A 23,105-nucleotide genomic window follows, 5' to 3' on the forward strand; every position below is an offset into this window, starting at 1 on the left:
GGGCTTTATTCGATATGAGTTTGGCTTTAGTTCAGTATTGTGAAGCTAAGGCTTTGTATCATTGGGTTAAGTTTATACATCTTAACTCAATGCCTTACCGATTAACCTTCAGTCGTGCCGAGCAGTTTAGGCACTAGCGGTTTTTCTGCAATGTCTGCAGGTATGGTTGCTTGGTGCGGCACTTCATCGAAGTGATATTTAAGTAACTTAATATCGAGCTGCTTACTGCCTTTTTCAAAGTGAGTTAACCTCACGGGCAAATACGCTAAGTCAGGCGCCATCCAGAAGAAGGTTTGACGTTTTTTATTGTCACGCACGACTTCAATTTTGACTGTGTCGTAACTGCCGCTGTCGATGTTCATTCGTTCTTTACCGATCACATGAAACTTGTATTCATCGACTTCGTTGTCCTTGACCATCTTATAGTCGAGCACTTCTTTGCCCGCCATCATATCTAGCCTAAATTGCAACTGCACCATAAGAGGATCAAAGATTTTATCATCATAGGGAAACTTGCCTTTTTCATCTTTGTAACGGGTATGAATAAAGCCTTGAGCTTTGGCGAATGCGGTTTGCTCCGTGTAATTAGGCCCGACACCTTGGCGTTGTTGTAAGTAACGCAAAGGACTGAGCTGCGTATCATGTTGAGTAAATTCACTCAAGATGTGGCGCACATCGGTTAACAATAACAGGCTGAGATCGCTATCAAAACGATACTTAAACACGCCATCTTCGGGATTGGGTAGCGTGTATTTGGCTTTTCCTAATTCAATGTCTCCATAGTTGACTTGGTATTCGGCCGTCTGCGGTGTTAGCGGCGTTGGCGCTGCCATGGCAAACATACTTTGAGTGAGGACGGTAAAACTCACTAATAATGTGGGAATGGTACGCAAAGAATGCTCCTTGGGTCGCAGGTTTTCACCTTGTATCACTACAGAATTGTCGGTAGTGGTTGATAAAAAAGTGTCGAGTAGCATGCTTACTTACACAGTTCTGGGTCAATCAGTTGAGCATAAATCAATTATCGGATCGACTGTAAGCAGGTTATAGCCGAGGACGACGTTTCTGTAAATAGAGATGTAAATAGTTTATGGATCAATATATTAAACTAAAATGGCATTGCCATGACTAAAGTCACCAGATCCGGGCGCCACTCGTATTCAGACAAATTAATTTTGCCGCAGTTCACTGTTATCCCTTCAATTCTTAATAATTCCATCTGTTCTTGAAAGAAGGTTGAATTTTTCTCGAAGGATATTTTGCCTTGACTATTGAGTACCCTATGCCAAGGGAGTGACAAATGTTCGGGAGCTGCTTTCAGCGCTTTTGACACATAACGCGCTCGTCCCGGTAATCCTGCATAATCGGCAATTTTGCCATAGCTGCTGACTTTACCCTGCGGGATCATGGCGACGATATGCCAGATTTTCGCCATAGGAGACAAGTCCACTGCTTGGGGCTGTTTTTTCGCTACACTCTGTTTATCTTGTTCAAGGTATTGATACAGTGGTGATTTTTCTTTAGGAAACGATGCCATTGAATTGTTAACCCTCAGCTTAATGGTATTGATACCAATCACATTAAATATCTAATCAGTTCAAAGCCTCACAGGTATTTAAATCTCAGGCGCATTGACGCAGAAATGGTTATTCTCTTTTAAGTCAATGCAACACCGGAGTGGGATACCTGTGAGGCTCCCAAAGGGCGGGTTTCAACGCCCTTTATACTGCGTTTAAGGCTTTCGACAGAGCACCACTATGCCTTCAAGCCTTCGCCTTGTCTAAAGCGCGTTGAATTCTCGCTGAATGAACAGATATTTAATACGATTGGTATGACTCACAAAGAATCACGCTCAAAAACTTTTGCTTGATGAGTTCACGCTAGTGTAACGGTAAAGCCTGGCTTAGCGGAAGATGTGAGAGTATTTGGTATTTAAAGGATTAAGCACTTCTCGATATTTTTATCGGCTAGCTCGATTACTAACAAAATATTTAAACTGTTTTTAGCTTAAATATTGTGTAAATGGTCAAATAGTCCATAATAGCGCCAATTTTTTTGACTCGATGAGAGAAGATAACTGGCATGGCTGTACTCGATATTCTAACTATTCCCGATGAGCGCCTTAAACGTAAAGCGCAACCTGTAAAAGATATTGAAGCTGTTCAGGGATTTATCGATGATTTAATCGAAACCATGTATCACACTGACGATGGTATAGGTTTAGCGGCAACTCAAGTCGGCAGTACAGATGCAATTATCGTGATCGATTTATCTGACGGTCGCGATCAGCCTTTAGTGCTGATTAACCCTGAGATTGTTGAAAAGTCAGGTGAATTCGTCGGTGAAGAAGGTTGTCTGTCTATCCCCGGTTATCGCGCTAAAGTGTCACGTTTTGAAAAGGTTAAAGTGACAGCCTTAGACAGAACTGGCAAGGCTATCGAAATCGAGACTGATGAGTTTTTAGCCATAGTGTTGCAGCACGAAATCGACCATTTGCATGGCAAAGTATTTATCGAACATTTATCCATGCTAAAACAACAAATTGCCCTTAAAAAAGTGCGTAAATACGCTTAACTTTTGACTTAAGTTGTATTTTAGAAGGTGGTTGTACCTATTGACTAGCCGCATTTATAGTGCGGCTTTTTTGTATTTAAAATCTAATCAAAGAAGATTAATGCTGTGATATGTTAACATAACAGCTTGTTTTTACTCTGATGAGTGGATAAGGTAACCCAAAATCTGCATTATACCAATCGTATTAAATATCTGTTCATTCAGCGGGAGTTCAACGCGCTTTAGACAAGGCGAAGGCTTGAAGGCATAGTGGTGCTCTGTCGAAAGCCTTAAACGCAGTATAAAGGGCGTTGAAACCCGCCCTTCGGGAGCCACACAGGCATCCCACTCCGGTGTTGCATTGACTTAAAAGGGAATGACCATTTCTGCGTCAATGCGCCTTGGATTGAGATGTCTGTGAGGCTCTGAACTGATTAGATATTTAATGTGATTGGTATTATTGTAGGTTCAGTTTTCATCATTAACAGCAAGTGTATGGATACGGTAGGGAAACAAATGAAACTTAAGGTAATAGCCTGTGGTATAGCCTCATTCGCAATGCTTTCACTGGGTGGTTGTAGTGCATTTTTTAACGGTAATACTACTGAGAAAAATGCGGTATCAAGTAGCTTAGTTGAATATTTATACCCTGATGAGAAGAGTCGCCAAGCCCAGCAGCCATCCTTACCTGTGCTGCGTTTACCTATTACCGTCGGCATCGCTTTCTTGCCTTCGTCCCATTGGCAAGGCGATGCAATTGATAGCCGAACTCAGATGGCATTACTTGATAAGGTGAAAAAATCCTTTGTTAAATATGACTATATCGATCGTATCGAAGTGATCCCAAGTACCTATCTTAAAAATGGTAAAGGTTTTGAAACCTTGCAGCAGGTTGCTCGCCTGCATGATGTCGATGTGATGGCATTGGTTTCTTACGATCAATTGATGCAAAGCCACGAGAACAAATCCGCCATCCTTTATTGGACTATCGTGGGCATGTATTTAATCCCCGGCAATGAAAATGCGATTCAAACCTTTGTTGATACAGCCGTTTTCGATATGCGTAGCCAGAAGATGCTATTTAGGGCGCCAGGCATTAATCAGTTAACTGAAAGTTCAACCGCTGTTGGCGTGACGACAACCCTAAGAGAGAAATCCTACGAGGGCTTTGATCTTGCGGTGAACGACATGATAGTCAATTTAGATGACGAGCTTGCCCGTTTTAAAACTCGGGTTAAGGAAGAGCACGTCGCCACCATAGAACATAAACAAGGTTACAGCGGCGGTGGCAGCTTATCTTTATTAATACTTTCACTATTGGGCATTTTTGCGATGCGCCGTTTAACGATTTGCCGTGAATAAAAAAATTAAGCGCAAATTAAGATCGTTAAGGATGAGCAAATTGAAGTTTGCTTTGAATCAAGACGTGAGCAAAAAGTATATAAAGTTGAGCACAGGTTCTGGTTACCAATTTACTTGTAGTTAACGTTTTGATTTTTTTAAAGTGGTTTACAGAGGCTACGGTATTGCGTCGGACACCACTTAAGCGGCGCGATAGATTACGCGTTTAACAAGGAGAAAAATTAAATGGATTTAAATTCACTATTACTGTTTGCAGTTGCTTGCCTTGCTATCAATCTTATCCCTGGACCCGATGTCATCTACATTGTATCTAACACAATGAAAGGGAAAATGATCAGTGGGCTTAAAGCTGCGATGGGTTTAGGTGTGGGTTATTTTGTTCACACGCTTGCTGCTAGCTTGGGATTATCTGCCATCATTCTCAGTTCAGCGTTGGCTTTTAGTATTGTGAAGTGGTTAGGGGCCGCGTATCTAGTGTATTTAGGCATTCAAGCGTTAATATCAATGTGGCGTGGCAATAATAAAATTGTGGTTGATAACAATATCAAACCAAACGGCAACGTAGTTTTCCAAGGCATTGTCGTTAGTGTACTTAATCCTAAAGTCGCTTTATTTTTCCTCTCTTTTTTGCCGCAGTTTATTGACCCGTTAGCGGGTTCAACGTCAATTCAGCTGTTAACCCTTGGTCTTATTTTCAGTTTGTTAGCGACCTTGTGTAACATCCTTTATGCGTCGGCAGGAAGCTGGGTATTTAGTCGCCCCAATTCCCTGCGTTATTCGAGAGCCTTAGAGGGGATATCAGGTGTGTTGCTTATTGGCTTGGCCAGTAAAGTCATGACCAGTGATAGATAGTGGAATAAGGTCATTTTGTCGAGTAAGACATAAGTCCTCTTTGCTCTGATAGATATGAGCTTTTCAATCTAGCTATGACAAAGATCGCTTGTTACAACTTCACAAAATACGGCAGTGCGATCAGGGCGATGCCGATGGCGATAAGTAACGCGAGATTGGTGACAAAATAGGGATAAATCATCAGGGTGAGGCCAACGGCTAAAGGGATGGGGGCCGCTTGGCGTTTGCCATAGGTGAAAAAGCCAAGACCAAAGAGGCTAAAGACTAAACTCCATAGTAATAATGCTGGATTATCAAACATCTTGAGTTCCTAAATGGTTAGCCTAGGTAGGCTTTGACCTTATCGCAGCGTCAAACCGGTCAATCGATTACTTAAACTATTGGTTAAACGGCTGCGTCGTTTTATTGAGTCTAATGCTGACTATCCCGTAGCGTAATTAAGCTTTATGCATCTTATTGCTGCGATGTTGCCTTATTTCACTCGTGCTATAGCTCATATAACTCTAAGGGTAAGCCGTCGGGATCGCTAAAGAAGGTGAATTTTCTGCCTGTGTATTCGTCAATGCGGACGGGTTCAACGGTAATGTGATGGCTATGAAGATGTTCGATGGCGGTTTCAATCGATGCTACGCGAAAGGCGAGATGCCTAAGTCCACAGGCTTCGGGATAGCTTGGTCGTTTGGGTGGATTATCGAATGAAAATAACTCAATTTGACTCTTATCGGCCAGTTGTAAATCAAGTTTATAGGACTTACGTGCCTCACGGAAATGCTCTGCAAGCACGGTAAGGCCAAGAATGTTTACATAAAAGTGTTTGGACTTTTGATAGTCGCTGCAAATAATCGCAGCATGGTGAATGCCGAGTAACATCGCTTTCCTTTGTGATTTTTAAAGGGTGATCAAATAAGATAGAAAGGTTTGAGAGTATAACGGTTAAAAAAAGATAGCGTCACAGTTTAACATGACGCTATCGGTCGATTTCACTTTTTAGCTCACCTAGGCTTTTTGCTCGTTTAATCTTCCAGCTCGAATATGGCTGAAGACAGCGGTGCAAGTTGCATCTGAACTTGTCCTTCCCCTTGTTTGACAACCAACTGCGCTTTGTTGTCTTCCAGCAAATCCTTAAGTGGATAGGTCCCATCCGTTAACTGCCATTGGTCGATAAGTGGCTTTGGCAGCTTAAGGGATAATGGCTTTGCTTGGGTTTGATTAAAGTTATTCACAATAATCAGTTTTTGGCCCGTTTTATTGGCTGTATTTTCCTCAAAGCGCACAAAGGCAAAAGTGCTGTCATCATAACCCGTTGCACTGCCATGAGTATCCATTGTGGCGGTTTGTGCGCTGCGGTTGGCGGCATCGAGTGAGTAATATTCTCCTAAAAGTGCAGGTACATTTTTACCTGTGCTTAGGTTCAGTAATTTTTGATAATAAGCCCGCAAAGTGGCTTCCTTTACGGTTGATTGTCCACCATCAAACTTGCCATTGTTCATCCAGCGCTGATGGGCGGGGACGCCAACATAGTCAAAAATACTGGTGCGTGATGCATGACCAAATCCTGGGTTGTCGATGGCGGCTTCTCCCACTTCTTGGCCAAAATACACTAACGTCGGTGAAGTGCCTATCGTTGCCGACACTACCATAGCGGGTAGGGCATAGTGTGGATTCACGGCTTGGGTTGCCGTGGGCTTATTTGTGTGTAGCGATGCTAAAAATGCCGCATTACCAATACGTTGCTCGTCGTGGTTTTCTAAAAAGTGCAGCATGTGAGATTCAATATCCTGCACTTTTTCCTGATCTGCCGCGATATTAGCTGTGCTGGTTTTTCCTGCCATCACGGCTTTTAGGGTGTCGTAAAGATCTACCTTATCGTACAGATAATCCATTTTGCCAAGTTGGATATAATCTCGGTACAAGTTAGGGTTATAGACCTCGGCCAAGATAAAGGCATCGGGATTTGTGTGTTTTATCTGGCTGTTGAGATAGCTCCAAAACTCCACTGGCACCATTTCGGCCATATCATAGCGAAAGCCATCGACCCCTTTCGCTAGCCAGTATTGCGCAATCTGATTGAATTTAATCCAAGAGCTCGGGAGCTCGGCTAAGTGTTGTTGCCAAAAAGCGTAATGCTGCGCCTGCGTTAAAGTGGCGAAATTGGCTGGCAGGCGAGGGAAGTCATAGGTGCCATCGGGGCGTACGCCGTAATTGATTTTGACTGTTTCGTACCAATCATTGGCATCGGGCTTGGCTAAGCGTGAGCCATTACCAGTCCATTTTGCGGGAAATTCGTTGAATTTGCCGTCACTTAAGGGGTGAGCTTCTCCGCCCAGCGGTTTAAGTCCTGCGGGTAAGCTTGGCACTTCAAAGGCATGCGCTTTTCCCTTTGCCCCCTCCGAGCCCTTATTAACATCAACTTTATCAACGACATAATAGAAGTTGTTATTTTTGGCATACTCCAGACTGGTATCATCATCTTCGCCAAAATCACGCACGCCTTGGGGTTTACTAACGGATTGATAATGGCGCGCCACATGGTTTGGCACGATATCGATAATCACCTTTAAGCCGTGTTGATGGGTACGGGCAATGAGCGCTTCGAACTCGACTAAACGGTTGGCGGGATTGACCGCCAGATCTGGGTTGACGTTGTAGTAATCTTTGACTGCGTAGGGTGAGCCCGCGCGTCCTTTGACCACATCGGGATCATCAGCACTCACGCCAATCGCGCTGTAATCACCAATCAATGCATGGTGGGGAACGCCCGTGTACCACACATGGGTAACGCCTAGGTCCTTGATACTATTGAGTGCAATATCATTGATATCATTAAACTTGCCGACGCCATTGTCGGCAATCGTGCCCCAAGGTTTGTTGGTTGGATTTTTATTGCCATAAAGGCGAGTAAAGATTTGATACACCACAGGTTTAAGCGTCATAACCTCACTCTCAGACTTTGGTAGTAACTCATTATCAAGCGTCTGCGTTGATGTATTTGCATTGATCGAGAAGCTATAAAGCGAGGCAGTTAATAAAGAGGCACTGAATAGAGCGTTTAAACATAAGCTGAGTGATGACTGTCGGCGCTGCGGGGCTTTCGCTGCTTGGGTTATAAGTAAAGCCACTATGGGAAATTTCGCCGCTTGGGGGTACTGAATAACTCTGGAATAGATAGGTGATAAAAAGCTCAAGACTGAATTCCTTTTAGGGTTGAGTTTTTGATTGGGTGAGTTGTTTGAGCCTGAGTTAAATCGCTAGCTGAGTAACTCATATGATTAGAGGTTTGACGGCTAGGTAAGCCAGTATTTAGCTGCGGTCTGGCTTTAAGCTCAAGGATAGTGACACCTGCGTGGGGCAATGCTAGCGCTTGATTGAGTGAAACTGTGTTGCCACTGATGATATCTGTAGCGGCGCGGTTATCGCCAAGTACACTGGCAAAGCGGTTTACATCTAGCGTGACTGCTTTGTCATTTTTATTGTAAATCACCATGACTTTATCGGCTAAGGGCTGAGTACAGGCATTGTGTTGGGTTTGAGAATCGTGTTGAGTTAGTGACTTAAGCTCTTTAGCATTTAGGTCAGCTGATAATGGGTCATTCAATAAGCAGCGAAATTGCACATAGATGCCATCCTGCGGCACAAAGTGCAGTAGTTCGCCCGATTGCAGCGCAAGGGATTGTTTACGGTAATTCAGTAGGGTACGGATAAATTGCTGCGCTTGTCGTTGAGGTTCACTCAGTCCTTGGCCGGTAAAGGCGTTAGTGGCATTGTTGGCAAACCCGCCGGGAAAATCACTGCGTACAACGCCATCGTGACGGCCCTCGGTTGGGCTTGTCATCAACACTTCTGTACCGTAGAACAGCTGCGGAATGCGTTTGGCGGTCAGCACATAGGTGAGGGCCATCTTGTATAAGTCTATATTTTCTTTCACTAAACTGAAGATACGATTGGTGTCGTGATTGCCTTCAAATAGCACTAGCTTACTAGGTTCTGCATACACAACATCGTTGGCTAACATCTCGTAAAGCTTGATAAAACCCGTATCCCAGCTTTCTGGCTCATTAAGGCTGGCAATCAATTTTTCATATAGCGGGAAGTCCATCAAACTGGGTAAATCTGAGGTATAGCCATCGGCATTGATTTTGCCCTTTTGCCAATAGGACACTGTGATGGGGTTTGCGGTCCATTCTTCGCCAACAATATTAAAATTTGGGTACTCAGCCATTACGGCCTTAGACCATTTAGCGAGAAACCCTTTGTCGGCGTAGGAGTAAGTATCTTCACGTATCCCCGAAAGTCCTGCGTACTCGACCCACCAAATACTGTTTTGGATAAGATAGGTTGCCAGTTTTGGATTGCTTTGATTTAGATCTGGCATAGTGTCGGTAAACCAGCCGTCGACAAAATCAATATGATCTTGCGCTGCCGCGTAGGGATCTTGCACTGTCGTGCGCCTATGGCTGGTGAAACGGGGGCTGGTAACGCTGGATTTAATAGCGCTGGATTTAGCATCGGCAGACTGAGTCAAATTAGGCTTGGATTCTTGATTCTTTAGCTGCGTTTTTGTGGCATCGTTCAGCCAGTCATGGCTGGGTAAATCGTTGAGCCACCAATGGTTAGAGCCGATATGATTCACCACAACATCTTTAATCACCCCTAGGCCAAGCTTATTAGCCTTAGCGACTAAGGCTTTATAATCCTTGTTGCTGCCAAAGCGGGGATCGACGCGGTATAAATTGGTAATTGAGTAACCGTGGTATGAATACTGGGCTTGATTATTCTCAAGCAGTGGATTGATCCATAACTGAGTCACGCCAAGTTTTGCCAGATAATCTAAGTGCTGGCTGATCCCTGCTATATCGCCGCCATGGCGAGCATCGGGATAATAGGGGTTGCTGGAATTGCTAGGAGAGTTAGCCGCGACTTGCTCTAGCATATCGGCCTGATTGTCATTGCTCGTGTCGCCATTGGCGAATCTATCTGGGGTGATAAGGTAAATCACATCCTTATTGCTAAATCCTTGGCGTTCACGGCTGCCCTCAGCACGCGCTTGCAACGTATAGGGCAGGCGATAAAGAGGCGTGTTGGTTTTTGAAGCGTTGGTTTTTGAAGCCAAATCAGTGCTGGAAATCACCAGCTCAAAGGTTTGCGGCGCAGCTTGGCTCAGATCTAAATTGATAAACAGATAGTGAGGGTTATCAGTGTGCTCAAGGCTTTTAAGTGTGATGCCTTTTCCTTGTATATCAACCTTAATCTGCTGCGGTAAGCTTGGAAGTTCGCGGCTATACAGCATCAGCTGTAACTCAGGGTTCTGCATCCCCGCCCACCAAAACGCGGGTTCAAGCTTAACGTCCGTCGATATATCTTGCTTAAAGGTGTTTGCATAGGCCGTATTAGATGAAGAGCAAACCAAACATAAATAAAGCACTATCATTAGGTTTTGACGGATCATAATGTAAGCCTTTTAAAGATAAATAAGTAAAACGTGCTGGCATGATGAATGTTAGAAATACTGAAATCTGCATAAGCAAAAGCCTGCTTCTTAATTGAAGCAGGCTTTATTTGGGGTAGTTTATAAAGAGTAACTTAACCCTAGGAAGTACTGTCTACCGAAGTATTGGATTGTTCCTGTTTGATGTTCTTCACCAAAATAGGTTTTGTTCGGTTCATCAGTTAAGTTATTAATTTGGAATAAGAACTTAAGTCCATTCTCCAGTGCGTATGAAGCTTGATAATCCACAATCGTTTCGGCATCGAAGAAGGCGAGTTGTGATTCAACTGCCACTTGTTCTGAAACATAGCTACTACGATATCTCATGCTTACGCGAGTATCGAAACCATCCAGAGTATAGAACAAGGTGGTGTTGAGTACGCTTTCTGATAAACCTGGTAATGGAATGGTTAAGTTTGAACCACTTAAATCTGTGGTAAATTCCACTTCACTGTCTGAATACGAGTAGCTGCCAGTGAAGCCAAGACCGCTGAGTGGCGAGGGCAAGAAATCAAATATTTGGGTATAACCTAACTCAACACCACGAATGTAGCCGCCATTGTCGTTGTTGATTGCAGTTTGATATTGACCCAAATTTTTATTAACAGGATAAGTGACGCCATTATCAACTACTGTATCTGGGACAATAAAACCTTCAGATTCAAAATCAAATTCAGTGATAGTGAAATCGTTGATGAAAGACTTGATGTCTTTATAGAACAGAGCTATCACCACGGCGCCTTCACTGTCTTCGAAATAATGCTCGTAAGACAGATCGAATTGATCGGCATAGAAAGGATCAAGCAAAGGGCTGGTGTTACCCCAGGCATTGTATGTCTTATAGCCTTTGTTTTCGTCGGAATACCAGTTGCCTCGTCCTGACTTCAGCTTATTGATCGGTGGACGAGCCATCACAGAGGCTGCGGCGAAACGCAGTTGATCATTTGACGTCAAGTGGAAGTTGAGGTTGAGTGATGGTAAGTAGTCTGTGTAGGTCTGACCGATTTCATTGCGGATATAGTCAGTGCTGATAACACCCTTTTCGTCCGCGATAGGCTCGCCCAAACCGAAGCCGATTTGTTGCAGACCTGTGCTGTTCTGATCCGTGTGAACCACTCGCAGCCCTAGGTTACCTGTTACTTTGACATCACCCAGATCAAACTCTAGATTGCCCTGTACATATCCTGCCAGTATATCTTCATTAACGGCACCGCTTTGGATCATGGTCCAGTTATCCGACCAGTTAGCCGTCGGATTAAATGGGCCTTGACCCGTCGCTGCCAATTGATTGTTGACCAGCTCCACAGCCTTGTCGAAATCGATCGATAGGAAGCTGGGGTAGCCTGAAAGTTCACCACCGAAATTGACTATATTTGTCATGTCATCATTTAACACCAACACTGGTTGATTGGCGGGGTTAGTGTCAAATTCGAAGCCGTAGCCTGCTTGAGAGCGCTGGGCGTTGAATTCACGTTCTGAGTAGCGCAGACCAAAATCAACTGAAGTTAAGAAACCAGAATCTAATGCATAGTTAAAGTCTAACTTGTAGGCGACAAGATCATTTTGTTGATCGTATGGCCACATACCCACTTCTTTTAAACCCAAGGTCGCGGTATTGGTATAGTCGTTTGAAAAACTGACATCGGCTGGGCTTAAACCATGTAGTTGATAATTAATTGATTCGGCTGAGCGTACTTCATTACCTATATCATCATATAAAACGGCACGAGTACCGCCGTTGACGAACTCACCATCGGCTTTTGAATAGCTCACATCACCTGCGACAGTTAATGCGCCGCCATTGTTCCACTCAATATTGACTGAGCCTGATGTCAGTTCTGAATATTTTGAGTCGTTATCATTGATAACAAAAACGGCAAAGTTATCAGTACCATCAGTTGATACCGTTCCGCCTGTCATAGAACCATTTTCGACAACCGCATCACTAATAGTACCGTTTTTTAATGACTTAACGCGAAAGCCTCGGGCAAAGTTTTCGGAAGTGAATTTTGAATGGAATAAATCACTTTTTACACTGAGATTGTCTGTTGGTTGCCAATGGATAGCCGCCATATAACCATCACGTGTATCATCACCGCCTTTTTGCTGTAACTCAAAACCTTCACTGATTGATTCGGCAGCACCGTCGCCATTGACATCTTTTTTATCGTCGTTGAAACGTAAACCAATGAATTGACTGGCAACATAAGGTTGGTACAAATGGGCATAGCCTAGTGCCACACCGAGTGTATCTTCAAGGAATTTGCCTTGATAGGCAAAGCTAAGACGGTTGCCATATTGATCGGCATCGGAAATCTCATCCGCTCTGTCATTAAAACTGCCGCGAGCATTGATATTAAATGATTGGTCTTTGTCGCTTTTTAAGGGATCTGCGGTTTTTAATTCTACCGTACCAGCGACGCCACCTTCAATCAGCGAGGCTTTTGGTGTTTTATAGACGGCGGCTTGACTAATTAATTCGGATGGATATTGGTCAAACTCAATCGCGCGTTTACCGCCCGTTGTCACTTGTTCGTGTCCATTAAGTGTTGCAAAGACGAAATCACCATCAAGACCTCGAATATTGAGGCCGCTTGCTTGTCCACCAGTGCGCACTGCGGTCACGCCTGGTAAGCGAGTCAGTGCATCAGCGATTGACTGATCGGGAAGGGCGCCAAGATCATCTGCCGAAATCGATTCAGAGACGGTATCTCCAAAGCGTTTATCATTTAGTGATTTGATTACACTGGTTCTAAAGCCTTTAACTTCAATAACCTCAATAGCAGCTTCTTTTGCTTTTGCTTCCTTATCTGTGGTCACTTCATCTGCCGCATAGGAGTGCATACTGGCACCTGCGGCGATGAGCGCTAAGGTTAGCAAACTGGGTTTAAATCGCATCATATCTCTCTTCCCCTTGGAGTCGCTTTATCGCTTTGTAGAGCGTTTTATCGTTATCACCGCGTTATGTTTGCGGCCTTTTTTTGGTATATGGGCGCTTAATTGACTGCATAAGTGCTGCGTTTATGACCAAATTGTTATGCAACGGTGAAGATACTACTCCCGAGTTTCTTAGCTGAACAACAGAGTGCATACGTATTCAATGCCTAGCAGAGTTAAGAATAGACTGTGATAGAGGGTGAACTCAGGGAATAAAATGATTTTATTTTGTAATCAAGTGACTGTTACTAAAAAGTAAATTTCATTGTGATGCCATGTGACTATTGGCTGCATCTTCTGCATACGTATGCAGGTGTATTGAACCTTATTTCCCTCTTCACGTATGCTCGGTAACACAAAATAAGCCGCGATGACTTTACTCTGCAGTAACAAAACGATAACTGTTTGCTTGAGTGTGTTAGGGAAAGTTCGCTGTAGAATAATGATAAAGGGGCAACAATGAGTGAGTTAACGTGGTGGCGTGGTGCTGTGATTTACCAAATTTATCCGCGTAGCCTTTTAGATACTAATGGTGACGGCGTCGGGGATTTACGCGGCATTATCATAAAGCTGGATTACATTGCGAGTCTCAATGTCGATGCCATCTGGATTTCACCTTTCTTTAAATCTCCTATGGCAGATTTTGGCTACGACATCAGTGATTACCGCGAAGTTGACCATCTTTTTGGCACTATGCATGATTTCGATGAATTGATTGAAAAAGCTCACGGCTTAGGCATTAAGGTCATTATTGATCAAGTATTAAGTCATACCTCGGACCAACATGCGTGGTTTATCGAGAGCCGCGAAAACCGTACGAATCCCAAGGCGGATTGGTATGTGTGGGCCGATCCTAAGGAAGACGGTACAGCGCCTAACAACTGGCTCGCGATTTTTGGCGGTTGTGCTTGGGAGTGGGAACCGCGCAGACAGCAATACTATTTACATAACTTCCTGCGTAGTCAGCCCGATATTAATTTCCATCATCCCGAAGTGCGCCAAGCTGTGCTGGATAACGTTGAATTTTGGCTTAAAAAGGGGGTAGATGGCTTCCGCTTAGATGCCATTACCTTTTGTTATCACGATGAACTGCTCAGGGATAATCCGGCAAAACCTAAGGATAAACGTCAGGGCCGTGGTTTCAGTGAAGATAACCCTTACGCATATCAATACCATTACTACAATAATGACCGTCCGCAAACCATCGCTTTTATTGAAGATTTACGAAAGCTCATCAATTGCTATCCAGGAGCGGTGACCTTAGGCGAAGTCTCTGCCGAAGATTCTTTGGCTGTAATGGCTGCCTACACTAAGGGCGAAGATCGCCTGCATATGGCCTACAGTTTTGAGCTGCTGACTGATGATTACAGCGCAAGTTATATTCGCCAAACCGTAGAGGCTTTGGAAGCGAGCATAGGTGATGGCTGGCCATGTTGGGCTATCGGCAATCATGATGTGCAGCGCGTAGCGAGTCGTTGGGGGCAAGGTAAGCAGAATTCAGACATGGTCAAAATGCTCAATGCCATGCTAAGTTCGCTGCGCGGCAGTATATGTAGTTATCAAGGTGAAGAACTCGGTCTAACTGAGGCGCCAATTGAATATCATGAGCTGCAAGATCCCTTTGGCAAAACATTTTGGCCTATGTTTAAGGGGCGTGATGGTTGCCGTACGCCAATGCCGTGGCAGCAAGGCGCTGACTTTAGTGGTTTTAGTGATGTTTCTCCTTGGCTGCCAATTGCACCTGCGCACCAAGCGTTAGCTGTGGATCTACAAGAATCTGATGCTGATTCTATGCTCAATGGTTATCGACGTTTTCTGGCTTGGCGTAAGTTACACCCAGTGTTAGTTGAAGGTGATATTAAATTTGTTGATACAAAGGAGCCCATTTTGGCCTTTGTTCGCACCTTAGGCGATATAAAAGTGCTCGTGGGATTCAATTTAGGTGATACCGAGGTCGAGTTTGATTTCTCTGCATTTGAAATCAGTGAGTCGCTGACGGGACACGGCCTTAAAACCGCACAAATAGAACACAATCAGCTGAAGTTTTCGGCATTTACCAGCTTTTATGCAGTGTTAAAGTGAAAATGATTCATTTTTATTCGGTTGAAGTGTTATAGATACGGGATCCCAAGCCCACAGTTTGATATAAACCCGCCCACGGGCACCATGGGGAATGTAACCTTAATTAGTTCCTGATAATAAAAACATACAGAGAGAATAACTATGGCGTCATCAATTAATACCGGTAGCTACACGAGCAGCACTGGCGAAAATGGGTCGGGCAGTTATCGTTTTGCCTTGATCTCATTGACTTCACTGTTTTTTATGTGGGGTTTTATCACCTGCTTGAACGATATTCTGATCCCGCATCTTAAAGCGGTGTTTTCACTGAATTATACTCAAGCCATGTTGATCCAGTTTTGTTTCTTCGGTGCTTATTTTCTAGTCTCAATCCCAGCGGGTAACTTAGTGAAAAAGCTTGGTTATCAAAAGGGAATTGTTACTGGTCTCGTGATTGCAAGTATTGGTTGTGCGCTGTTTTATCCTGCGGCGGCCCTCGCTACTTACAACTTGTTCCTCGGTGCATTATTTGTTTTGGCATCCGGCATCACAATCCTGCAAGTGGCAGCCAATCCTTATGTCAATGCCTTAGGCAGTAGCGAAACTGCGTCGAGTCGTTTGAACTTAACGCAAGCGTTCAACGCCTTAGGCACAACGGTTGCACCGTTTTTTGGTGCTATGTTAATTCTTTCTGTTGCCAGTTCAGTATCAGGCGATTTAGCCCAAGCGAGCGCTGAAGCAGAAGTGGTTAAACTGCCATACCTGTTACTTTCTGGCGCCTTGGCAATTTTAGCGCTGATTTTTGCGAAGTTAGATTTACCTGTGATCCGTGAGCATGATGAAAGTGTTCAAGGTGAAGTTCAAACCCATCTTGGTAAAACCAGTGCCTTGCAAAGCAAGCACTTAGTGCTCGGTGCTGTGGGTATTTTCGTGTATGTAGGCGCAGAAGTGTCTATCGGTAGCTTTTTAGTTAGCTTCTTAGGTGAAAGCCATATAGCGGGTATGCCAGAAGCCGAAGCCGCCCATTACATCGCCTATTATTGGGGCGGCGCTATGGTGGGACGTTTCATTGGCTCTGTGGTGATGCAAAAAGTACCAGCGGGCTCAGTGCTTGCATTTAATGCTTTTATGGCGGCACTACTTGTGGTTGCAGCGATGACAACCAGTGGCAGCATTGCTATGTGGGCAATCCTTGGGGTGGGGTTATTTAACTCGATTATGTTCCCAACGATCTTCAGCTTAGCACTTCGTGATTTAGGTCCACACACTTCACAGGGCAGTGGCATTCTGTGTTTGGCGATTGTGGGCGGCGCGATTTTGCCTTTATTCCAGGGCATGTTAGCGGATAATCTTGGCGTTCAGCTCGCCTTTATTCTGCCCGTGATTTGTTATGGGTTTATCCTGTTCTACGGGGCTAAAGGCTCAAAAATGTAATGGATTAAACTGACTGTGGCAAAAAAGCGATCTTAGGATCGCTTTTTTTATGGCTTTAACCTTAACTCGGCGCCAGCGCGCTTGCGTATTAGGGCCTGACCTCCTATGATCCTCCGGTTTTATCATTCATGGTGACCTTTTAAATGTTGAATTCTCCGCTTTCTGCCAGCTCGAACGAATTAGTGATCAGTATCTTAACTATGGTACTGAGCCAAGGAAAACCCTTAGATCGGGCCTATTCTCAGCATTTTTCTGGGTTGCAATTGGTACCCGCCGAGCAGGCGCGTATCGCATTAACGACGGGTGATATTCTACGTCGTTTAAATTTATATTGTTATCTGGCGGAAATTAGTCCAGATGAGATGGAGCGTTTTGGCTCTAAATTGCTTAATGCCTGGCATTTATTCCACGGGCTTGAATTGCCTAAAATGCAATATTCGTTGCAAGTTGATGAGGCGCGTTTAGCTGAGCGTATCGAGCAAGCGAAAACTAAGCCTGTGTTATGGGACGGTTGCCCTGAGTGGCTCGATGTTATGGGCCGTGAGCAACTAGGTCAGTCTTGGGAAAAAGAGCGCGCCGCGTTAAGTACTGCGCCGAAACGTTTTTTACGCGCTAACGGCCTTAAGGTGACTCGTGATGAACTGGCCGCTAAGCTTGCCGCCGAGTTTGTGAGCACGCTCTGTGTTGATGGGGTCGATTCAGCCCTTGAAGTGACCTCCGATTCAGCCTTGTTCCGTACACAAAGCTTTAAAGATGGTTTATTCGAGCAGCAGGATGCGGGCTCTCAGCGCGTGGCGGCGGCGCTTGATGCTAAACCTGGCATGAAAGTGATCGATGCTTGCGCGGGTGCGGGCGGTAAAACCTTACACATAGCTGCGCAAATGCAGGGCAAAGGACGCTTGTTGGCCATGGATGTGGAGCAATGGAAACTCGACAAACTTAAGGAGCGTGCCCGTCGTAATGGGGCACACAATGTCGAAACCCGTGTTATCGCCAGCAGTAAAACCATTAAACGCTTAAAGCTCAGTGCCGATAGGGTATTGCTTGATGTGCCTTGCTCTGGTTTGGGTGTATTAAAGCGTAATCCCGATGCAAAATGGCGTGATACCGTAGAGCGTTTACCCGTGTTAATGGAACTGCAAAAACACATTTTGAGCAGTTACAGCCGCATGGTCAAAGTCGGTGGCATAGTCGTCTATGCGACTTGTTCTATCTTCCCTTGCGAGAACCGCGGTCAAGTGGATGCGTTTTTAGCCGAGAACCCCAACTTTCGCCTGATTGAGGATGAAAGTATCAGCCCAGCCGATAGCGGCTTTGATGGCTTTTACCTTGCCAAACTTGAACGTATTCAAGAATAAAGCATTGCTTTTTAGACTAAAGTAAACCTTTTACTGCGCAGGTAAAGGGTTTACTTAATTAACATTAATGCCTAGAATTTCTTATAAGTTATAAATATTTAACATTGTTAATCAGTATTTATATTGCAACTTTGCTCTTAAGGAAATTATGGCGTACGGCGTTAACCTTCCAGATCTGCTCGATCATGCAGACGTTAAACTCGCCCACAATGTCAGCATAGCTTGTTATAGCAGTATTCTTTCTATGCTGCTCAATGGCGCACCGCTACATGAAATCTTGCACGCCTTAGTCTTAAAAATCGAAGCTCAAAAAGTAGGAACCAGAGGGTCTGTGTTACTGCTCAGTGCTGACGGTAAACGTCTGTTATTAGGTGCCGCCCCCAATTTACCCGACAGTTACAATCAAGCCATTAATGGTGTCGAAATTGGCCCCAATGTGGGTTCTTGTGGCACGGCAGCCTATTATGCGCAGCGTGTCATCGTTGAAGATATCGCTCAACATCCTTACTGGGTTAATTATAAAGAACTGCCATTACGTGCAGGTCTTAAATCTTGTTGGTCAGAACCTATCAAAGATACTCATGGCAAAGTGCTAGGCACATTTGCCATGTATTATGACACGATAAAATCCCCAACAGAGCAGGATTTGGAGCTCATTTCTGAGGCGGCAAGACTGGCGAGTTTAGCCATTGAACGCAGTCGTGCAATGGAATTTCAGCATTTAGCTGTGAAAATTTTTGACCGGTTACCCCTTGCTCTGGTTATTTCCAATTCTGACGATGCAGTTCTCTATGCTAATCCCGCTTTCAGACATATAGTTATCCCTCAAGATACTGATATCGCTAACTTTCACCCTAAGATTTTTTTAGCATCATCCCAATTTAATGAATTAGTGGGGTTATTTGAGCATTTAGCTCAGGACAGAATGTGGCAGGGTGAGTTGGTGGGTCTTAGGGGAAATGGTGAGGAGTTTTATCTTGACCTTATCGTCACGACCTTCCGAGAGTCCAATGGTCAGCAACCCTGTTTTGCATGGCTATTTTCAGACATTAGTGAACGTAAGAAAGCGGCGCAGCTGATTAAGTATCAGGCCAATAATGACTCTCTTACGGGACTTGCTAACCGCAATGCGTTATTCAAGCAGATCCAAGCGTTAATTACCTCCGATAGTTTGACACCCGGCTTTAGTTTTATGTTGATGGATTTAGATAACTTTAAGCAAGTCAACGACACCCATGGCCATGACAAAGGTGATGCACTGTTAGTGCAAGTGGTTAAACAGATCAGCGAGTGTGTCGATGACACTATGGTGTTTGCACGCTTAGGAGGGGATGAGTTTGCCTTGCTATTACCCGGGGTTGTTAACCAGAAAGAATTGGCACAAATTGCAGATACAATTAACAAAAATGTGGCAAAACATTATGTGCTAGCCGATGGAAAAGGTGTTTATAGCTCGGTAAGTATAGGGATTGCACGTTTTCCTGAAGATGCCCTCGATCTTGAACAGTTGTTAAATTGTGCCGATCAGGCCATGTATATTTCTAAGGCAAATGGTCGCAATCGATATCATTTTTTTACTGAACAAATGCAGCTAAATGCCGAGCGTGTTGCTAGCCTTCATAATCAGCTTAAGCAGGCATTAGATCAGCATACCTTCGAGCTTTATTACCAACCTATAGTCAATGCGACCACTGGCCTGATTGTCCGTGCTGAAGTGCTGCTGCGCTGGCAGCATGAGGGAACGTTTATTCCACCCGATGAATTTATTCCCATCGCTGAAAACAGTGGTTTAATCGTTGATATTGGTCGAGATGTTCGCCTTGGTGCTATGCAGACTATTTTAGAGATGCAGGAGCGAAATTGGCCCATTAATTTATCCGTGAATGTCTCGACCTTTGAGTTTTGGTCCCATGAACTACAAGATGCCTTTGTGGAGTCCTTTGCTGCGATTACTGAGCAACTTGAGGTGACAGATTTCCCCTATGACAGATTAACCCTTGAGATCACTGAATCTTTATTGATGAAGCAATATACGTATCTTATTGATGTACTTAATAGTTTGCGAGTTAAAGGGATTAAAATTTCCTTAGATGATTTTGGGACGGGTTACTCATCTCTATCTTATTTAGCTAATTTCCCTATCGATCAAATTAAAATCGATAAGAGCTTTATCGACAGATTAGATGAAGGCAAACGTCACGAAGCGTTGGTGGAGGCCATAGTGCGTTTAAGCCATGCGTTAGATTTAACTGTGACGGCAGAAGGGGTAGAAACTGAGTCCCAGCTTAAATTTGTAATGGCGAATCATATTCAAGAAATTCAAGGCTATTTATTTTATAAGCCTATGCCCAAAGCTGCATTCTTTGCCCTGTTGGCAAAGCAAGCTGAGCTGCATAAGGGTTTTGACGTTTGACCTTGATGTTTGACCTAGATTAGATGTGAGGGCGGCTTAATCAGTGACAGTCTGATTTTAATATTGGGTTTAGATGTAAGGTAATAATTCAAGTTTTAGATATAACACATTGAAACATAATAAATAAAAAGAGCGCCGAGGCGCTCTTTTTATTACTGAAAACAGGTGTTGCACTGAGTCTCTGCGTTCACATTGAGTCAGATGGGTGAGCGCTAAGATTTAGCGGTTATCTGGCTGTTAATCACTAGACTCAAGTATTCAGTAAAGTCATGACCGTGATTTTGCAGCATTTTGGGGAACATAGAAATCGGCGTAGAACCTGGGAAGGTATTGATTTCATTTAGTAAAATTTCATTGTCCGCGGTTAAGAAAAAGTCGATGCGCGACAGGTGACGCAATTTCATGCCTTTAAATGCCTTGATTGCATAGGCGCGGATTTGTTCACTGATCTCAGCTGACACATGCTGTGCCACCACATCGGTGCGTGCTTTACTGTTTTTGGCGTATTTCTCATCGAAGGTGTAGAAGGTGTTGGTATCACAGATGATTTCACCTGGTACTGTCGCCTCCACTTCACCGTTGTACTCGTATACTGCGACTTCTAACTCACGGGCTTTAATGGTTTTTTCAACGATAACATAGGGCGCATAGCCGAAAGCATCTTTAAGCACGCCAGCGACTTTATCGCTGTCATCGACTTTATAACAACCAACAGAGGAACCCTGTGAGGCCGCTTTGACGAAGATGGATCCCCATAGTGTTAATGCGGCTTGGGTTTGCTCTATTGCTGCATCATCGAATTGGTTTAGGAAAATATACGGGGTATTCGGAATAGCTAAGGCCGAGAACCACATTTTAGCGGTGATCTTATTAAAGCAGTTACTGCTCGCTTCGGATTCACAGCCGAAATAGGGCAGTTGGATCAGGTTAAAATAGGATTGAATGTCACCTGTTTCGCCGGGATAGCCATGGATGCAGGGAATGACATAATCGACCGGCCATGGGGCTTTGCTCTCATCGCGGAAGCGAATTTCACGGCTATTGGTCAGTTCACAATCATCACCCGCAGCGGTGCGGTATTGACCAAATTTATCCAGTTCGACTCGCAAGACGGAAAACTGCTCGGATTTTGCCAGTGAGGTTTCAAAATAGTTGGCCGACATGAGTGAAATATCGTGTTCGGCACTTCCGCCGCCGCACAGCAAAAGCAGGTTGATCTTAGACATTGTGAGTGACTCCTCAAAGTGAGCAAAATCGGATGACATCGGCCTGTGGCAATACGAATATCATCCTATAGTACAGCCGCTGTCATCTTAGTTTTCTTGCCCCTATGAGTGCAAGGTTTTGCTGACTGATGGCTATTAAGTGGTGAATTTTAACGCATTACATCGCATTGCAAATATTGGGTTGTGCCTTTGTCGGGTTTATTTTGATTTTTGTGGCGTGAGATGGCAATGTCGTTGGACTATTGCTTCGTCACCGTCATCTAAACTGTGCAACCCAGTACGAGTGACATTGACTTTAGGCAGATTACAGCATGGTATCTCATGGTGAATAAAAACATTCGGTTAGCCCGCTTACAGGATACAGATAGTGTGCAGGTATTACTTGAGCAACTCGGTTATTCTTTGCCCCATGCCGCTTTAGCCCAGACGTTAAGCCAATATCAGCATGACTCTTTGCGCCGCAGTGATGAATTACTGGTGTATGAGCAACATAATGCGCAGGGGGACCTGCAAGTTGTCGCTGTGATGGCCTTAATGTTCTTTGATTATTTCCCCGCCTTGAGTCGTATCTGTCGTATAACCGCAATTGTGGTGGATGCCGACATGCGGGGTCAGGGCGTTGGCTCTCAGTTGATTGCCTTTGCGAAAGAGAGGGGAAAGCAAGAGAATTGCCAGTTACTCGAACTCACTACATCGATGCAGCGCATTGCCACACAGCAATACTATGAAAGTATAGGGTTTACCAAAACATCCTTTCGCTACAGCTTAGTTTTGAGCGAACCAAACGGCTAATTCTTGGCTCGAGCGAGCATAATCAGATCCGTTGTCCTTGTGCATTCGGGTACTGGAAAAACGTTGCGGGTGACATTGATAATTTCAAATTGATTGATTTTAGCAACTGATATTGCTTGGCCCACCACCGATATTTAGTCATCCAAATTTGTACATTAATACAAAAGATCAGAGTAAATAGTTCAGATCAAAACAGATGTTTAGCCCTAAGTTATAGGCATGATTTTTATGTAAATTCACCATTAACTCGACATCCATCAGTTGCGCTAAGGTCACTGGTCTCGCTTCCCAGCGCGGTGCGTGGCCAGCATCATTACAGTGTGCTAGGTATAAACGTCGCGTACTTTGATGTATGCCAAAATACGTCATATTACAACGCTGGCTAATCGTTAAATAGGGCTCAAAGTCTAGTGCATATACCTGCATGTCTTTAAATTCTGACCACTTGATATAGCGGGTTTTTTCATAATAACGCTTAGGTAAAGCGGCATCTGGTGCTATGGCGTCAAACAAGGCAATAACGGCTTGTAGATCCTTAAGTGTAATAATGTCCTTTTTAATCAATGTTTAAATCCTTAGTTTCATGGTTAGAGTAAATCTAAAAGTCATATCTTAAAATGTAGTTCCTAAAG

At 44.1% G+C, this 23,105-nt stretch carries 18 protein-coding genes; 8 read left to right on the forward strand and 10 right to left on the reverse strand.

Annotated elements, in window-relative coordinates:
* Nucleotides 1–101: 101 nt before the first annotated feature.
* Entirely contained in the window at nt 102–893 is a 792-nt protein-coding gene (locus tag L5L77_RS08135) for a DUF3108 domain-containing protein (protein ID WP_263185550.1), read from the reverse strand.
* A 215-nt stretch (nt 894–1,108) separates the two neighbouring features.
* Nucleotides 1,109–1,537, reverse strand: coding sequence for an MGMT family protein (locus L5L77_RS08140; protein WP_263185552.1), 429 nt, complete (start codon nt 1,535–1,537; stop codon nt 1,109–1,111).
* A 545-nt stretch (nt 1,538–2,082) separates the two neighbouring features.
* Here L5L77_RS08140 and def point away from each other — a divergent pair.
* Nucleotides 2,083–2,574, forward strand: a complete 492-nt coding sequence (gene def / locus L5L77_RS08145; protein WP_011789520.1) for a peptide deformylase — start codon at nt 2,083–2,085, stop codon at nt 2,572–2,574.
* Between the two features lie 132 nt (nt 2,575–2,706).
* Here the strand turns inward: def and L5L77_RS08150 are convergent, their stop codons facing one another.
* Nucleotides 2,707–2,889 carry a hypothetical protein gene (locus tag L5L77_RS08150; protein WP_263185553.1) on the reverse strand — a complete coding sequence of 61 codons (183 nt, stop codon included), beginning with the start codon at nt 2,887–2,889 and terminating at the stop codon, nt 2,707–2,709.
* A gap of 180 nt (nt 2,890–3,069) precedes the next feature.
* On the opposite strand from L5L77_RS08150, the gene rhlP reads away from it, so the two are divergent.
* Nucleotides 3,070–3,915 carry a rhombotarget lipoprotein gene (gene rhlP / locus L5L77_RS08155; RefSeq protein ID WP_263185554.1) on the forward strand — a complete coding sequence of 282 codons (846 nt, stop codon included), beginning with the start codon at nt 3,070–3,072 and terminating at the stop codon, nt 3,913–3,915.
* Nucleotides 3,916–4,140: 225 nt separating this feature from the next.
* Nucleotides 4,141–4,767 (forward strand): LysE family translocator, encoded by a 627-nt coding sequence (locus tag L5L77_RS08160; RefSeq protein ID WP_263222529.1) that lies wholly within the window; start codon nt 4,141–4,143, stop codon nt 4,765–4,767.
* A 91-nt stretch (nt 4,768–4,858) separates the two neighbouring features.
* Here the strand turns inward: L5L77_RS08160 and L5L77_RS08165 are convergent, their stop codons facing one another.
* The 5 genes from L5L77_RS08165 to L5L77_RS08185 all read right to left on the reverse strand — a co-directional run bounded on the left by L5L77_RS08165 (nt 4,859) and on the right by L5L77_RS08185 (nt 13,153).
* Nucleotides 4,859–5,068, reverse strand: coding sequence for a hypothetical protein (locus L5L77_RS08165; RefSeq protein WP_263185556.1), 210 nt, complete (start codon nt 5,066–5,068; stop codon nt 4,859–4,861).
* Between the two features lie 185 nt (nt 5,069–5,253).
* On the reverse strand, nt 5,254–5,637 hold the full coding sequence (locus L5L77_RS08170; protein WP_219233647.1) for a VOC family protein: 384 nt from the start codon (nt 5,635–5,637) through the stop codon (nt 5,254–5,256).
* A 143-nt stretch (nt 5,638–5,780) separates the two neighbouring features.
* Nucleotides 5,781–7,952: an alpha-amylase family protein gene (locus L5L77_RS08175; protein WP_263222530.1), complete on the reverse strand. Its 2,172-nt coding sequence runs from the start codon at nt 7,950–7,952 to the stop codon at nt 5,781–5,783.
* A complete protein-coding gene (locus L5L77_RS08180; RefSeq protein ID WP_263222532.1) occupies nt 7,949–10,213 on the reverse strand; it encodes a glycoside hydrolase family 13 protein in 2,265 nt (754 codons plus the stop codon). Before L5L77_RS08180 ends, L5L77_RS08175 begins: the two co-directional genes overlap by 4 nt.
* A 120-nt stretch (nt 10,214–10,333) precedes the next feature.
* Nucleotides 10,334–13,153, reverse strand: coding sequence for a TonB-dependent receptor (locus L5L77_RS08185; protein ID WP_263185560.1), 2,820 nt, complete (start codon nt 13,151–13,153; stop codon nt 10,334–10,336).
* A gap of 495 nt (nt 13,154–13,648) precedes the next feature.
* On the opposite strand from L5L77_RS08185, the gene L5L77_RS08190 reads away from it, so the two are divergent.
* The 4 genes from L5L77_RS08190 (at nt 13,649) to L5L77_RS08205 (ending at nt 20,455) form a co-directional block, all read left to right on the forward strand.
* Nucleotides 13,649–15,271 (forward strand): alpha-glucosidase family protein, encoded by a 1,623-nt coding sequence (locus tag L5L77_RS08190; protein WP_263185561.1) that lies wholly within the window; start codon nt 13,649–13,651, stop codon nt 15,269–15,271.
* A 141-nt stretch (nt 15,272–15,412) separates the two neighbouring features.
* A complete protein-coding gene (locus L5L77_RS08195; protein ID WP_028760037.1) occupies nt 15,413–16,684 on the forward strand; it encodes a sugar MFS transporter in 1,272 nt (423 codons plus the stop codon).
* A 143-nt stretch (nt 16,685–16,827) separates the two neighbouring features.
* Entirely contained in the window at nt 16,828–18,042 is a 1,215-nt protein-coding gene (locus tag L5L77_RS08200; protein ID WP_263185562.1) for an RsmB/NOP family class I SAM-dependent RNA methyltransferase, read from the forward strand.
* Nucleotides 18,043–18,190: 148 nt separating this feature from the next.
* The gene (locus L5L77_RS08205; protein WP_263185563.1) at nt 18,191–20,455 is read left to right on the forward strand and encodes an EAL domain-containing protein; all 2,265 of its coding nucleotides are present in this window, start codon (nt 18,191–18,193) and stop codon (nt 20,453–20,455) included.
* Between the two features lie 212 nt (nt 20,456–20,667).
* Here the strand turns inward: L5L77_RS08205 and L5L77_RS08210 are convergent, their stop codons facing one another.
* Nucleotides 20,668–21,681 carry a D-alanine--D-alanine ligase gene (locus L5L77_RS08210; protein ID WP_263222534.1) on the reverse strand — a complete coding sequence of 338 codons (1,014 nt, stop codon included), beginning with the start codon at nt 21,679–21,681 and terminating at the stop codon, nt 20,668–20,670.
* Between the two features lie 321 nt (nt 21,682–22,002).
* On the opposite strand from L5L77_RS08210, the gene L5L77_RS08215 reads away from it, so the two are divergent.
* On the forward strand, nt 22,003–22,473 hold the full coding sequence (locus tag L5L77_RS08215) for a GNAT family N-acetyltransferase (protein WP_105252433.1): 471 nt from the start codon (nt 22,003–22,005) through the stop codon (nt 22,471–22,473).
* Between the two features lie 168 nt (nt 22,474–22,641).
* Here L5L77_RS08215 and L5L77_RS08220 read toward each other — a convergent pair whose 3' ends face one another.
* Nucleotides 22,642–23,037: a hypothetical protein gene (locus L5L77_RS08220; RefSeq protein ID WP_263185565.1), complete on the reverse strand. Its 396-nt coding sequence runs from the start codon at nt 23,035–23,037 to the stop codon at nt 22,642–22,644.
* Between the last annotated feature and the right edge of the window lie 68 nt (nt 23,038–23,105).

This window comes from Shewanella sp. SM29, assembly GCF_025654245.1.
Taxonomy (GTDB): domain Bacteria; phylum Pseudomonadota; class Gammaproteobacteria; order Enterobacterales; family Shewanellaceae; genus Shewanella; species Shewanella oncorhynchi.

Bases quoted from the DNA above. Each gene is read 5' to 3' on its own strand.
- rhlP (WP_263185554.1), top strand. From the start codon at position 3,070: ATGAAACTTAAGGTAATAGCCTGTGGTATAGCCTCATTCGCAATGCTT.
- def (WP_011789520.1), top strand. From the start codon at position 2,083: ATGGCTGTACTCGATATTCTAACTATTCCCGATGAGCGCCTTAAACGT.
- L5L77_RS08195 (WP_028760037.1), top strand. From the start codon at position 15,413: ATGGCGTCATCAATTAATACCGGTAGCTACACGAGCAGCACTGGCGAA.
- L5L77_RS08165 (WP_263185556.1), bottom strand. From the start codon at position 5,068: ATGTTTGATAATCCAGCATTATTACTATGGAGTTTAGTCTTTAGCCTC.
- L5L77_RS08190 (WP_263185561.1), top strand. From the start codon at position 13,649: ATGAGTGAGTTAACGTGGTGGCGTGGTGCTGTGATTTACCAAATTTAT.
- L5L77_RS08180 (WP_263222532.1), bottom strand. From the start codon at position 10,213: ATGATCCGTCAAAACCTAATGATAGTGCTTTATTTATGTTTGGTTTGC.
- L5L77_RS08140 (WP_263185552.1), bottom strand. From the start codon at position 1,537: ATGGCATCGTTTCCTAAAGAAAAATCACCACTGTATCAATACCTTGAA.
- L5L77_RS08160 (WP_263222529.1), top strand. From the start codon at position 4,141: ATGGATTTAAATTCACTATTACTGTTTGCAGTTGCTTGCCTTGCTATC.
- L5L77_RS08210 (WP_263222534.1), bottom strand. From the start codon at position 21,681: ATGTCTAAGATCAACCTGCTTTTGCTGTGCGGCGGCGGAAGTGCCGAA.
- L5L77_RS08205 (WP_263185563.1), top strand. From the start codon at position 18,191: ATGGCGTACGGCGTTAACCTTCCAGATCTGCTCGATCATGCAGACGTT.
- L5L77_RS08200 (WP_263185562.1), top strand. From the start codon at position 16,828: ATGTTGAATTCTCCGCTTTCTGCCAGCTCGAACGAATTAGTGATCAGT.
- L5L77_RS08215 (WP_105252433.1), top strand. From the start codon at position 22,003: ATGGTGAATAAAAACATTCGGTTAGCCCGCTTACAGGATACAGATAGT.
- L5L77_RS08170 (WP_219233647.1), bottom strand. From the start codon at position 5,637: ATGTTACTCGGCATTCACCATGCTGCGATTATTTGCAGCGACTATCAA.
- L5L77_RS08185 (WP_263185560.1), bottom strand. From the start codon at position 13,153: ATGATGCGATTTAAACCCAGTTTGCTAACCTTAGCGCTCATCGCCGCA.